The following is a 13,593-nucleotide window of genomic DNA, read 5'->3' as shown; positions in this document are numbered from 1 at the left end:
GTATATACCCTCGATCAGGAGGGAAAAGTTATGTTAAAAAAACGTGACCTAAATGACTGTCAATCTCTATACGAACTCATGGTACATCCTGATGTCTTCCCTTTTGTTCGTCATAAAGCCCATTCCTATGAAGAATTTTTATTTGTGACTAAACAAACGATGGAAGCAGAAGATCATGGAGAAATTATTTCTCGCACGATTTTAGATGAATGGGGTAACCCTATCGGCACCATTAATTTATTTGATGTACAGGATCAAGCTGGTTTTTTAGGCACTTGGCTTGGCAAACCGTTTCATGGAAAAGGATATAATCAAATTGCAAAAGAAGCGTTCTTTAATGAACTGTTCTTTGAGTTAAATATAGAGCGAATTTTTATGCGAATCCGCAAAATCAACATCAGGTCTATTAAGGCTGCCGAAAAACTGCCTTATGCAGTACTTGCGAATGAAACACACAAAGCTTTATACGATGAAATTAATCAACATGAAGACGTATATGATTTATACGAAATTCCAAAAGACTTGTATACATTATACTACCTGCGTCACGAACAAGACGTTCAAGAAGATCACCAGCTTAAAGAAGCGTAAGAGTCTCTCCGTTACACGGAGAGCTTTTTTTATGATTAAAAACGAGAGATTCTGGAAAAAATAAGTAGCATGATCGAAAAACGTTAATTGGAGGTTTTTTTATGTCTGAAAAAAAACGAAAAGAAAACGCAAAAAATACGTTAAGTAGCGCTCAAGAAATCTATTACGGCCGCGAGTTTAAAAAAGCAGACCGTGCAGGCGGCTACACGAAAAAATAAGTGAGGCAAAATATCTCTATCCAACGCTTGATCATCCCAACGTCCTTTCTGTACACTGTGTATCGGAAGGACGTTTTATATTATGTAAAGATAATAACGCGAAGATTTCATGCGTATGATTTACGATTTTTTAATACTTTACTATATCCACAAAGTTTACCCACAATTATGTGGATAATGTGCATAACTTTATCAGATATGTATATTACCGCTTTCATAACTTGAAATGACAGTGGGTAATTTTTATGTAAATTTTCTGAAAAAATGTGAATAATGTGGATAAAGTTGTGAATATCCTATACAATTCAGCAGTTAACTTCTTGTTAACCTGTGGATATCTTCTTTAGCAATTTCGTTTGTTTTAGTAACATGAAAGCTTTTGATATATTATAAGTATAATAATAAAAAGTAGGGGAACTTCTCCCTACTTTTTTATGATTGGAAACAATATATCCACACTTGTTCCTTGATTTAACTGACTAGAAAATGTCATCTGCGCATGATGAGCTTTAATAATCCGATAGCTGACCATCAGCCCTAAACCTGTACCTTTTTCTTTTGTACTATAAAAAGGCTCACCTATCTTCGCTAACCGTTCAGGAGGAATACCTTGCCCTTCATCAGCAAGCTGCAGCCAAAGGTGGTTTTCTTTTGCTTTAATCGTAATATGAATACCCCCTCCTTCAGGCATTGCTTCGATAGAGTTTTTAATAATATTAATAAATACTTGTTTTAACTGATTTTTATCTCCATATACCTGCGGTAATTGCTCATCCCTTTCAAATATGAAAGCTACCTTTTTTTCTACTGCTTCAGGTTCAAGAAGCGAGCACACTTCTTGAACAAGCGCTTGCATATTCAAGGGTTCAACATTCATAACCTGAGGTTTTCCTAACATCAAAAATTCTTCTACGATTCCATTCATTCGTTCTAATTCAGTTTCCATGATATCTATATACAAAGCATCTTTGGGATTTTGTTCTTTTAATAAGTGAACAAAACCTTTTAAAGAAGTCAAAGGATTTTTGATTTCGTGAGCAACTCCAGCTGCAAGTTCTCCTACAACGGCAAGCTTCTCAGAAGTTCTAAGCTTCTCTTCTGCTTTTTTACGCTCCGTAATATCTGTCGATACGCACAGCATTTGAATCACTTCCTGTTTTTCATTCATAATAGGAAGTTTTGCTGTTTCGACCCAGCGCCGGTTTCCTTTCGAATCTTTAAACTGTTCTTCTAATACCATCCCTTTTTGCGTACAGTTTGAAAACGTCCCTTTATATAAAAGATCTGATTGAAGGTTGAATTGATATTTATCAATTGGTTGTCCAATCAAGTCATCAGATTTTTCACCTAGCAGCATCGCAAAAGATTCATTAACAAGAATGAACTCCCTTTTTTGATTAATGGCATAAATATAGCTTGGATTAATGTCAATGACTTGTCTTAAAAACGTTTTTTGTTCCTGCAGCTGATTTTCTTTTTGCTGTAAATTTGCTTTAGAATGGCGTATATAGCTAATCATTTCATTAAACTGTTTAGATAAAGTACCGATTTCCCCCCGCTCAATTTCTCGTTCCGGAATTTTTTGATTAAAATTCCCGCGCGCTACTTGTCCCGCCAATTCATATAGTTTACGAATAGGATTCACAATTTGCCTTGCATATAACGCAGTAAAAAAAGAAAGCAGTAAAATTGTAATACCTGAAACGGTCCAAAGCGTTTTTTCAAACGTTTCATAAGGCCTGTAAATTTCTTCAACGGGTAATTCAGCGACAATTCCCCAATCCAAAACAGGAATATATTCAAATGACGCAAAGAAGTACTTACCTTCGGTGTTCACAACGCGCTGATATCCTGATTTATGATTCATCGTTTCCTGAACGATTTCATTTCCCCTGGCATTTTCACCGATTCTCTGTTTCTCAGGGTGTGAAATAATTCTACCATTGCGGTCTACAATAAACGTATAGCCGTTCTCTCCTATATCGAACGTTTGAAAAATGGATTGAAAGCTTTTATTTTCTTCAATGCGCAGCGCTAAATTTATAACTTTTTTTACATTTTGCTGCTCATCCAAAATAGGAATTGCCATCACTACAATGTAATGCTTTGTGTCTGCTGAAACGACATCGCTTAAATATATTTTTTTAGTTCGCAGCGCTTCTTGAAAATATTTTCTTTTACTTAAGTTCACGTGCTTCATACTCTTTAAATCATCTGGGTAATAATGCTCCACATACCCTTTTGTATTAAAAATGGTTCCGCTATCGATATACGGTGAAATATTAACTATTTTCTGCAGTTCTTTGTCTATCTCTTGTTCATCATCTGATAAAAAAATAGGATCTTGCTGTACCTCGTCGCCCAAGCTCCAAATATCTTTAATAACGATGTTAATTTGCTCTTTCATTCTCTTGACGGTTTTATCAGTTACCTGTCGATATTGATCTTGAGAAATATTAGGCAGCATCACTCTTGAAACTATAAACATTAGCGTCAGTACGGTACAAATAAGAAGCACATTAATCGTGAAGATTTTCCAAAACGTATGAGATTTAAACCATTTCATGTTTGTTCACCTTAATTCAATGAAGTCTACCTCCATTGTACTGCAAAATGAAAACTTTTCCATGTAAATGATAGAATTCCACCTTTAGACATAGAAGAAAAGCATTTGGTTCTACATTACTATCAGAAAACTATGAGCTTTTTCACTGTATTTTCTGCTAAAACTTTTTTAGGGTTCTTATATAAACTTTGCTTACTGCATTTTCTTCATACAGTAGAAATCAATTATTTATCTTCCAATAAAAAGACCCCATCACGAAATGATGAGGTCACCCATTTACTATTTCTTCTTCCTTCTAGCCCCGTAAAAACCAAATAAGAGAATAAACCAAACGGGTGTCAACAATAAGGCTGGGCGCGTCGCATCAGAAAACAGCATAATAATAAGAATCACTGCAAACAACGCTAGCACAACATAGTTTATAAATGGTGTTAACGGTGCTTTGAATGTTGATGCTGCATGCAGCTGCGGACGTGTTTTTTTATATCTTAGATGGCAAATCAAAATGATACTCCACACCCAAATGAAACAAATAGCGCTGATGGTTGTTACGATGCCAAAAGCTTGATCTGGTATCAGTTTGCTTAACAAAGCTCCCGCCGAGATAACCAGCGTAGATACAAACAATCCGTTGCTTGGTACGTGGTTTTTGTTCAGTTTTGCAAACGTAGATGGCCCTTGGTCATTTTTACTTAAGTTATATAAGATACGGCTTGTTGAAAACATTCCGCTATTACAAGCAGAAGCGGCTGAAGTTAATACAACAAAATTAATAATTCCAGCAGCAAGCGGAATTCCGACTAAACTAAAGGTTTTAACAAATGGGCTTTCTGCTGCATTCAATTCCATCCACGGGTTAATAAATAAAAGGACGATAAGCGCTCCAACATAGAAAAATAAGATTCGCAGCGGAATTTTATTAATGGCCGATGGAATATTTTTTTGGGGATTTGATGTTTCCGCTGCCGATACCCCTACCAATTCAACCCCGACGTATGCGAAAATAACCATTTGGAATGAAAGTAAGAAACCTGAAACACCGTTTGGAAACAGTCCTCCATGATTCCAAAGATTTTGAACCGTAACGGATCCTGCATCTGTTTTAAATCCGATTACCAGTAAAATAACGCCAATAACAATTAACGCAAGAATCGTAATAACCTTTATTAAAGCAAACCAAAACTCTAATTCTCCAAATAATTTTACGGTTAATAAGTTAAGTCCTAATAAAATGATTACACAAATAAGTGCAGGAATCCACTGAGGAATATTGAACCAATATTTCACATATACGCCAACGGCAATCACATCAGCCATAGCTGTCATGATCCAGCAAAACCAGTACGTCCACCCTGTGACAAATGAAGCCCATGGTCCAAGATACTCTTCAGCAATATCTGTTAACGATTGATAACCTGCTTTAGACAGCAGTAGTTCTCCTAGCGCTCTCATCACAAAGAAAAGCGCAATACCCACAATTAAATAAGCAAAGATGATAGAGGGACCTGCAAGCTGTATGGCTTTACCAGAACCTAAAAATAATCCCGTCCCAATGGTTCCTCCAATCGCGATTAGCTGAACATGACGATTGGATAAATCCCTCTTTAATTCTCGTTGTTCCAACTCTAACTCCTCCTAACAATAAAACCTTTGATGCGATCGTGCGGACTACAAAATAAAGTCCAATAAAAAAAGAGATTGGATGCGCTCCAATCTCATGGTCATAAGAATAACAAATATTATGGTACATACTACCAATTAGTAACATGCCAAATAAATATCCGGTACTCTTCTGTCCTTTTGCCTGAGATTGTGAACCCTTCGGCGTCGCGAAACTATCGCGATCTCTCCAGAAGCTGCTCCTGCTATAGTGTGATCCATAGCAATCATAGCTTTCTACGTATTAAATTTTTCGATCAAGATAATGACTGTCGAATAGTTGTTTATTCTAATACCAGTTGGATGCTTTGTCAACAAGAAAGATGACTTTCATTTATTTACCTTCTTCGAAAGAAGGTAATGAAACAGGTTCAATCGTCAACTTAGTATCCTTTTCTACATGCTACCTGAGTCCCTGCGGAAACCTAAATACGTTAAATGGATCGTACTTTTTATTTACTCTTTCTAACCGCTCTGCGTTGTCTCCAAAATACTCATACTCATAGTTTCTAAGGTTGCTGATAGGGAAATTCACATAGGAGCCTTTCGTAATACGTTTAATATATTGAAATCGCTTATACAGCCACTCTCTGTTTGCTCGTGCAAACGCATCGTCTGTCCATACAGATTGAAAGCCCAGAATATATCTAGCGTTTCTGTAAAAGAAGGCCGTTTCTCTGTTACCAACACTGCGAATTTCTCCTCCTAGTGCATAAAAAGAAATCGCGGCGTAAACGGACCCTTCTGCTGGACGCTGTATGAGATCTGCAAGATTTTCAAGCTCGCCAACTGAATAACTTCTTTGCACAAATCTTCCCGTTGACTTAAATTTTTCAGACGGAGGATAGGTTGCTTCTATCTTTTGTACCGCTTCAAGAAAAGATAATGACTCTAGCTCGACTCGGAACCCCTCCACCTCTGCAAAAGGCTGCAAGATCTTTCGAGCTCTTTCTGGAGATCCGTAAAAGAAGCCGTTCGCAAATATGCCCAATCCTTCTCCTTCTGCATTATAAAAACTGGCAACTAGCGTCATACGTTTGTCCAATTCAGGCAGCCAGCTTTGCCATATATTCATCACTTGTGCCTGTTTTTCTCTTGTAGTACCTACATAAAAGAAGCGAACAAGCGTCACAGAGCTGTTCGTCGGTTTTGGAAGCTGAAACGTCATGCTTGCCACAACGCCAAAATTACCGCCACCAGCACCTCGGCATGCCCAAAAAAGATCCGCGTTACACGATTTGTTTGCTTTAATAATCTTTCCTTCATAATTGACCAACTCTAGCTCTATCAAGCTGTCACAGCCTAATCCGTAAAGTCTGCTCGAAAGCCCCCAGCCTCCTCCGAGCGTAAAGCCAGACACCCCAACAGTCGGACACGTTCCTCCTGGAAACACATATCCATTCGAACCGATAAAATCATACACTTCCGTATTTTTTGCTCCTGCCTCCATCTTTAAGATGTTCCGTTTCCTATCCAATTTCAACCCGTTTAACCGACTGATATCAATGACTAATACACAGTCACCCGTAGAATACCCTTCATAATGATGACCGCCAGATCGAATGCGAATGTCTACACGATGCTTGCGCGCCCATTGAATTGCATTTACAACATCCTGCTTTTTTTCACAGTACACAATCACAAGCGGAAATTTATTAATAGCACGATTCCACTCCTGACGAGCTTCCTCATAAATGGGGTCTTTCGGCGTTACCACTTTACCCGTAAGCCCTTTCAAAAACATTGAGTCCATTTGACCTCTGCCCCTCTGTATATACTTTTTAGTAATTTTATTACTATAGTATTTTTGGGGTGGTTGAGGGTGTGGGTTTTCAAGACTAGATTGGCGTTTATCATCTCTATAAAAAATGAAATTTCAGTTCATTTACTGAAATATAAGTACTAATAAAACTTCTTTTCGGTGCTCCGATGCTTTCTAAAACATAACTTTCCACTAATTCAAATTAGATATATTAGAATATTTTTTCTTCCAACAAGAGTCCAATTCAAATAAAAAAAGAGCAGAATCAAATCTGCTCTTTACTCTTCATCTATTTATTTCTTTAACGTCAAACTTACCACATTCTCCACGTGCGCCGTATGAGGGAACATATCAACAGGCTGAATGTAATCAACGTTATAAGCCTTCGACAGCTGCTGCACATCTTTGGCTAATGTGGATGGATTACAAGATACGTAAACCACTTTCTTTGGCTTTACTTGTAAAATTGTTTTTAGAAGCTTGTCATCACAGCCTGTTCGCGGCGGGTCAACGACGATAACGTCTGGCTTCCAGCCTTCTTTTACCCACTGCGGCATCCATTTTTCAGCCGGACCTGTTACGTACGTGGCATGCTCAAATCCATGATCTTTGGCATTTTTTCGCGCGTCTACAATGGATTCTTCAATCGTGTCCATTCCGCGAATTTCTTTGGCATCTTTAGCAAGCCATAAGCCAATTGTCCCTACTCCGCAGTAAGCATCTACGATTTTTTCACTGCCTGTTAGCGCAGCTGCTTTTTTTACTTCTTCATATAGCTTCACCGTTTGGAGAGGATTCAGCTGGAAAAATGCACGCGCTGAAAGTTCGAATGAGATATCACCTAACGTTTCTTGAATCACCGATTTTCCAGCGAGCGTAAACGTTTCGTCTCCAAAGATAAGCGATGTTTTTTGGCCGTTTACGTTTTGTACGAGCGATTTCACTTCCGGCAGGCGGCGCTGAATTTCTTTCATCAGCAGCTCTTTTTTCGGAATTTCTTTTTTAGCCGTAATCAAGACAATTTGAACTTCACCCGTTTCAAACCCTACTCGAGATACAATGGTACGCACAATTCCACGGCGTTTACGCTCATTGTAGATAGGAATTTGAAGGTCTTGTAAAATTCGTTTTATTTCTTTTGTCACGTGATTTGTAGCTTTATGCTGAATGGGACAGTTTTCAATATCAATCAAGCGGTGAGAATTCAGTCCATACAAACCAGCAATGACTTTTTGTTTGTCCACGCCGACTTGAAACTGAGATTTATTACGGTAGCGCCACGGATCTTCCATACCAATCGTTTGGCGAGTTTTTTCCTCTACTTTTTTTAATGAACTGTGACGTTCGAACGCTTGCAGAACAATATCCCGCTTGGATTCTAGCTGACCTTCATAAGATAAGTGCTGAAGCTGGCAGCCTCCGCACTGGTCGTAAATCGGACAGGGTGCTTCTACGCGATGAGGAGATTTTTTGCGAATTCGCTTGATTTTCCCTTCGGCAAACTTATGCTGAACATTTGTTGCTTCTACAACCACTTCTTCATTCGGTAATGCTCCCGGTACAAAGACGACTTGGCGCTTAAAATAGCCTACGCCTTCTCCATTAATACCGAGTCTTTTTATCGTCAACGGAAACGTTTGTCCTTTTTGAACTTTCATTTCAGTTTTTGGTTTATTCATGAGACCAACTCCGATTAGTTTAAATTCTTTATATAGTTATTAACGGTCTTTAGCTGCTTAAAACCTATTGGACCGTATCGCTTTAAAAAAGACATCAACGCATATTATAACACTTCAACAGCAAAAAACCGACAGAAGAAATATTCCGTCGGTTTTTATCTTTATTTCGTTTTAGAAGGACTTTTCTTCAATTGTTTACGTTCGTTCATTAAATCATCAATGCTTTTAAACGTATAGCCCTGCTTTTTTAAATCCACAATCGCTTGATCTAACGCATCTGCGTTATCCTTTGAAACGGTATGCAGAAGCATGATCGCACCTGGATGTATTTGAGTCATCATATTGTCGTATGAGTAGCGCCAGCCTTTTTGTTCATTCACTTTCCAGTCAACAAATGCTAGTGACCAAAATACATTCGTATAGCCTTCTTGCTTTGAAAGAGCTAGCGTTCGTTCGCTAAATACACCTCTAGGTGAGCGGAGATACTTCATTTCATCACGACCGGTAATATTCTTGTATTCATCTTTTACTTTTTGCAGCTCTTCTTTAAAACGTGCATCATCCACTTGAGTTAAGTCAGGGTGATGCCATGAATGATTGCCGACAATATGCCCTTCTTTTACCATTCGCTTAATTAGCTTAGGCTCTTCTTTTAAATAGTGTCCTGTTACAAAAAACGTCGCAGGAACCTTTCTTTTTTTGAGCACGTCTAATACCTGCGGTGTATAGCCATTTTCATAACCGTTATCAAACGTTAAATAAATATTTTTTTTAGTTGTATCGCCGAGGTAAAACGCATCATACTTAGCAAGAATTTGTTCATAAGCTGTACCTGCGGATGCGGGCTTGTGATTTTTACTTTTTTGAAATCCCCAGCTGATCGGAGTATTTGGATACATTTGTGCTTCAACAGCTGCTATGCCTGTTGACATCACGAATAAAAAAACGAGAAAAAAGGTGAACCGGCGCATAAGAAGCTCCTTTCGGAAGTCATTTTACGCTTAGTATCCACTCAATTTTCTCGTTCATGAACGTTACTTTTTACCATACGTTCCCGACGTATGTTTATTTAAATACCGGTTCTTTAAATTGCTCAAGCTTTTCAAATGAAGACTTGTCTACATCTGCATGCAAGCTGTTTCCGTGTGAATCCATCGTCACTACAGCTGTAAAACCTTCTACTTTTAAATGCCACATTGCTTCAGGAATACCGAACTGCATCAAATCAACGCCTTCTACGCTCTTGATACAATCAGCATAGTACTGCGCAGCTCCGCCGATAGCATTTAAGTATACGCCCCCGTGCTCTTGAAGAGCAGCAAGCGTTTTAGGACCCATGCCGCCTTTACCGATAACCGCGCGGATACCAAATTTCTTCATAATATCTCCTTGGTAAGGTTCTTCACGGATACTTGTTGTTGGTCCTGCAGCGGTTACGTGCCATTTTTCATCTTCGTCTTTTAACATAACCGGGCCACAGTGATAAATGATTTGTCCATTTAAATCAATTGGCGCATCGTGGTCTGTTAAATGTTTATGAATAGCGTCGCGTCCTGTGTAGATCATACCGTTGATGCGCACTACGTCACCAACTTTTAATTCACGAATTTGCTCTTCTGTAATAGGTGCTTGTAATACAACTTCTTTTGTTTCATCCGCATTTTGTTTCTCTTCTGCACCTGCATTTTTATTAAAATCTACTTCTTCGCCTTCTTGATACAGCCACTCTTGAACGCTTCCTGTATCAGCGTTGATTTTAATACCTAAGCGACGGTAAGCCCAGCAGTTATACGCAACTGACACATAGAAGCTAGCAGGAATACGATTGATTACGCCGACTTTACAGCCAAGTAATGTCGTTTCTCCGCCAAAGCCCATTGTACCGATTCCTAGCTTATTAGCATTTTCCATTACATACTCTTCTAATTCTTTCAGCTGAGCGTTTGGATTTTCGTCATCTAAGTTTCGGAACAGCTGCTCTTTTGCTAATTCATAGCCTGTTGTACGGTCGCCACCGATTCCAACACCAATGACGCCGGCGCTACAGCCTTGGCCTTGCGCTTGGTATACTGAGTGCATCACACATTTACGAATACCGTCTAAATCACGGCCAGCTCGGCCTAACCCTTCTACTTCACAAGGCAGGCTATACTGAATGTTTTTATTTTCACAGCCGCCGCCTTTTAAAATAAGACGCGCATCAATATAGTCATTTTCCCACTGTTCAAACTTAATAACCGGCGTGCCTCCGCCTAAATTATTACCGCTGTTTTCTCCCGTTAACGAATCTACAGAATTAGGGCGAAGCTTTCCGTGCTTTGTTGCTTCTTCAATTGCCCAATAAATCGCTTCTTTAATTTGAAGCTGATTCACTCCTACAGGGGTTTTAATTTTAAATGTTGGCATACCTGTATCTTGACAAATTGGCGATAAATTATCATCCGCCATCTTAATATTATTGGTAATGGTCGCTAAAGACATTGCTGCACGCGTTCCTGCATTTTCACGCGCTTTTGCCTTTGCGATAGCACGTCGAACGTCTTTTGGCAATTTTGTAGATGTTTCAACAATTAAATTGTACATGCTTTGTTTTAAAGCTTCAATCATCACTTAATTCCTCCCATATCCCGCTAATGTATGTATTTATCTATCTGTCGTACAACTTTCAAAATTTATTATACTCCTTCAAAAATTGTTTCGAAAGACCTTTATAGGAGGATTTCCACTTCAAGCAAAAAAGCGCTAGTTTTTCTAGCGCTTTTTTCTTCTTCATTCTTTATCTTTTTTAAACTGCTCACATTTTGCTTCTAGGTCATCAATCATTGTAATCAAACGGTCAATATCTTCTAGATCTGTGTTTTCAGGCTCCATAGAGTCTAATACGTGTACAAACATATTTAAACGATCTTTTAAATAACGTACTTGTGAATCTTTATCTCGAACGGCGTTTCCCATTTTAAACCCTCCTGATGTAGCTTTTCATTCTTATTTCCTTATATCCTAACGAATACTTTCATATTTGACAACTAAAAGCAATAAAATCCATAATAGTCACTGGTGTCCGTTTTGAATGGGACGTATAATTTAGTCTAGCAGGACGGACCGTGAGATGTTTTCATCATCATTTCACTTTACGGAAAAATAAAAGGAGTTTTTTTATGGCCACTTTACAACGAATTACCCCGGAGTTCGATCCGTGGGAAGCGTATTTAGATATGAAACAATATGGCAAACCGACGCTCACAAACGTTGAATTTACAACAACGACGCTTTGTAATATGCGATGTGAGCACTGCGCAGTTGGATATACGCTGCAGCCAAAAGACCCAAACGCACTGCCTCTTGATTTAATTTTAAAACGTCTCGATGAAATTCCAACACTTCGAGCGTTAAGCATCACGGGCGGAGAGCCTATGATGTCTCTATCTTCTGTGAAAAATTATGTGGTGCCTTTATTAAAGTATGCACACGAACGAGGTGTCCGTACACAGATTAATTCAAATTTAACATTAGATCTTGCTCGTTACGAACAAATCATTCCTTATTTAGATGTTTTACATATTTCTCACAACTGGGGAACGATGGACGATTTTGTGGAAGCTGGCTTTGCAATGATGGAGCGAAAGCCTACTTATGAGCAGCGCGCCAAATATTTCGACCGTATGATTGAAAACAGCCGCGCGCTTGTAAAAGCAGGTGTAACGGTATCAGCTGAAACGATGTTAAATAAACGTACGCTTCCTCATATGGAAAAAATTCATCGTCAAATTGTGGATGAAATGCTTTGTCAGCGTCACGAAGTACACCCTATGTATCCAAGTGACTTTGCCAGCACCTTAGAGACATTATCTCTTCCTGAAATGCGTCAAGCGATTCATCACCTTCTTGATATTCGAGATGAAAATGTGTGGATGCTATTCGGCACGCTGCCGTTTTATGCATGCAGTAATAACGAGGAAGACTTAACGCTTTTACAGCGCTTGTATAGCAGTAAAAATGTAACCGTTCGAAACGATCCTGACGGACGTTCTCGCCTAAATGTAAATATTTTCGACGGAGATATTATCGTAACTGATTTTGGTGATACGCCTCCTCTTGGCAACATTCAAGATACAAAGCTTACAGACGCTTTTGATACGTGGCAGCAAAGCACAATTTCTAAAGAACTTAGCTGCCATTGTTCAGCGGTCTCTTGTTTGGGACCTAATATTTTGGTAAAAAACAGCTATTATCAAGATACTGATTTTAGCAAACTCCAAGCGAACATTACAAAATAACAAAAAGAGATTCCACCACTGGAATCTCTTTTTTTGTTATCTCGGCTGATCGTAAGCCCCGAAACTTAAGGAGACATAATCTTGTACTGGAATCCATGCTCCAATTCCTTGAGACGTTACATTTCTCACCACAATTGAACGCTTGCTGCCTTTTACCGTTACATATACTTCCCCATACGTTACTTTTCCCTTTTCACTTACAGCAGGCGTGTACGCATAGAGATAACCTACTTTTTTAGGAGCTACGTTATACACCTGGTCTTTTTTCGTTCCGGCACCTACAAACGTTTGAAATGATAAAGTGAGCTTTGTTTTTTTAGCTGCTTCAATTAGCATCATTTGTTTAACATGATCAGGCTGAGGCACTTTTGCCGTTAATCCGCCTTTTACATGGCTTTGATTTTCCTGACTGTACATCATTTTGTACTGAGTTTTTCCTGCTCTGTTATCATAATGATTCGTATTGATTCGCTGGTGCTGCCAGTTAACGTTTGTTTCTGTTGATTCATAATTTAACGGCCACTGTCCTAAAAAAATGGTTGCTCTGAATCCAATTGCCCATGGAGTTTTAGAAATGTTTGATTCATTTAATATACGAATTAAATCAGGGTTTTCAATTTTTACATTTGACGTTTCAATGAGCTCTTTTGTGAACTCACTCGGCTGCAAATAAGGCGTGTCTTGACTAGCATTTGGATACGTATTTTCTTTTGAAATATTTAAAGCTGAAGAAGGCACGTTGATGGTAGGCTGAGCTGTTTTTGCAATGGCGATCTTCGTTGAACATGAAAACGAAATAATGATGGTAAACACAAATAAAAGCAATTTACGTAACATCTAG

General features: G+C 38.6%; 11 protein-coding genes and 1 riboswitch. Of the genes, 3 read left to right on the top strand and 8 right to left on the bottom strand.

Going from position 1 to position 13,593, the window contains the following annotated elements; genetic code table 11:
- Positions 1-30 precede the first annotated feature (30 nt).
- A complete protein-coding gene (locus ACRPLY_RS23990; RefSeq protein WP_013055149.1) occupies positions 31-591 on the top strand; it encodes a GNAT family N-acetyltransferase in 561 nt (186 codons plus the stop codon).
- Between the two features lie 101 nt (positions 592-692).
- Positions 693-809 carry a YfhE family protein gene (locus ACRPLY_RS23985; RefSeq protein ID WP_013055148.1) on the top strand — a complete coding sequence of 39 codons (117 nt, stop codon included), beginning with the start codon at positions 693-695 and terminating at the stop codon, positions 807-809.
- A 424-nt stretch (positions 810-1,233) separates the two neighbouring features.
- Here the strand turns inward: ACRPLY_RS23985 and ACRPLY_RS23980 are convergent, their stop codons facing one another.
- The 7 genes from ACRPLY_RS23980 to ACRPLY_RS23950 all read right to left on the bottom strand — a co-directional run bounded on the left by ACRPLY_RS23980 (position 1,234) and on the right by ACRPLY_RS23950 (position 11,430).
- A complete protein-coding gene (locus tag ACRPLY_RS23980) occupies positions 1,234-3,375 on the bottom strand; it encodes an ATP-binding protein (RefSeq protein ID WP_325078058.1) in 2,142 nt (713 codons plus the stop codon).
- A gap of 279 nt (positions 3,376-3,654) precedes the next feature.
- Positions 3,655-4,998, bottom strand: coding sequence for an amino acid permease (locus ACRPLY_RS23975; RefSeq protein ID WP_028412440.1), 1,344 nt, complete (start codon positions 4,996-4,998; stop codon positions 3,655-3,657).
- Between the two features lie 159 nt (positions 4,999-5,157).
- A riboswitch (glycine riboswitch) is annotated at positions 5,158-5,238 on the bottom strand.
- Positions 5,239-5,437: 199 nt separating this feature from the next.
- Positions 5,438-6,787 carry an FAD-binding oxidoreductase gene (locus ACRPLY_RS23970; RefSeq protein ID WP_432232136.1) on the bottom strand — a complete coding sequence of 450 codons (1,350 nt, stop codon included), beginning with the start codon at positions 6,785-6,787 and terminating at the stop codon, positions 5,438-5,440.
- Positions 6,788-7,089: 302 nt separating this feature from the next.
- Positions 7,090-8,475 (bottom strand): 23S rRNA (uracil(1939)-C(5))-methyltransferase RlmD, encoded by a 1,386-nt coding sequence (gene rlmD, locus ACRPLY_RS23965; RefSeq protein WP_154990665.1) that lies wholly within the window; start codon positions 8,473-8,475, stop codon positions 7,090-7,092.
- A 161-nt stretch (positions 8,476-8,636) separates the two neighbouring features.
- Positions 8,637-9,446: a delta-lactam-biosynthetic de-N-acetylase gene (pdaA, locus tag ACRPLY_RS23960; protein ID WP_432232135.1), complete on the bottom strand. Its 810-nt coding sequence runs from the start codon at positions 9,444-9,446 to the stop codon at positions 8,637-8,639.
- Between the two features lie 94 nt (positions 9,447-9,540).
- Positions 9,541-11,082 (bottom strand): fumarate hydratase, encoded by a 1,542-nt coding sequence (locus ACRPLY_RS23955; protein WP_432232134.1) that lies wholly within the window; start codon positions 11,080-11,082, stop codon positions 9,541-9,543.
- Between the two features lie 162 nt (positions 11,083-11,244).
- Positions 11,245-11,430 carry an SE1561 family protein gene (locus tag ACRPLY_RS23950; RefSeq protein ID WP_013081532.1) on the bottom strand — a complete coding sequence of 62 codons (186 nt, stop codon included), beginning with the start codon at positions 11,428-11,430 and terminating at the stop codon, positions 11,245-11,247.
- A 203-nt stretch (positions 11,431-11,633) separates the two neighbouring features.
- Here ACRPLY_RS23950 and yfkAB point away from each other — a divergent pair, with 203 nt between their 5' ends.
- Positions 11,634-12,752, top strand: a complete 1,119-nt coding sequence (gene yfkAB, locus ACRPLY_RS23945; RefSeq protein WP_034263747.1) for a radical SAM/CxCxxxxC motif protein YfkAB — start codon at positions 11,634-11,636, stop codon at positions 12,750-12,752.
- Between the two features lie 36 nt (positions 12,753-12,788).
- On the opposite strand, the gene ACRPLY_RS23940 is transcribed toward yfkAB, so the two are convergent.
- Complete coding sequence (locus tag ACRPLY_RS23940) at positions 12,789-13,589, bottom strand: YfkD famly protein (protein WP_028412446.1); 801 nt, start codon at positions 13,587-13,589, stop codon at positions 12,789-12,791.
- Positions 13,590-13,593 lie beyond the last annotated feature (4 nt).

This window comes from Priestia sp. TGN 0903 (assembly GCF_050846855.1).
In the GTDB taxonomy this organism is placed as follows: domain Bacteria; phylum Bacillota; class Bacilli; order Bacillales; family Bacillaceae_H; genus Priestia; species Priestia zanthoxyli.
Note: the sequence above shows the minus strand (reverse complement) of the source record. Positions and strands in the feature narration are given on the sequence as shown.

Bases quoted from the DNA above. Each gene is read 5' to 3' on its own strand.
- ACRPLY_RS23970 (WP_432232136.1), bottom strand. From the start codon at position 6,787: ATGGACTCAATGTTTTTGAAAGGGCTTACGGGTAAAGTGGTAACGCCG.
- ACRPLY_RS23940 (WP_028412446.1), bottom strand. From the start codon at position 13,589: ATGTTACGTAAATTGCTTTTATTTGTGTTTACCATCATTATTTCGTTT.
- ACRPLY_RS23950 (WP_013081532.1), bottom strand. From the start codon at position 11,430: ATGGGAAACGCCGTTCGAGATAAAGATTCACAAGTACGTTATTTAAAA.
- pdaA (WP_432232135.1), bottom strand. From the start codon at position 9,446: ATGCGCCGGTTCACCTTTTTTCTCGTTTTTTTATTCGTGATGTCAACA.
- rlmD (WP_154990665.1), bottom strand. From the start codon at position 8,475: ATGAATAAACCAAAAACTGAAATGAAAGTTCAAAAAGGACAAACGTTT.
- ACRPLY_RS23955 (WP_432232134.1), bottom strand. From the start codon at position 11,082: ATGATTGAAGCTTTAAAACAAAGCATGTACAATTTAATTGTTGAAACA.
- ACRPLY_RS23985 (WP_013055148.1), top strand. From the start codon at position 693: ATGTCTGAAAAAAAACGAAAAGAAAACGCAAAAAATACGTTAAGTAGC.
- yfkAB (WP_034263747.1), top strand. From the start codon at position 11,634: ATGGCCACTTTACAACGAATTACCCCGGAGTTCGATCCGTGGGAAGCG.
- ACRPLY_RS23980 (WP_325078058.1), bottom strand. From the start codon at position 3,375: ATGAAATGGTTTAAATCTCATACGTTTTGGAAAATCTTCACGATTAAT.
- ACRPLY_RS23990 (WP_013055149.1), top strand. From the start codon at position 31: ATGTTAAAAAAACGTGACCTAAATGACTGTCAATCTCTATACGAACTC.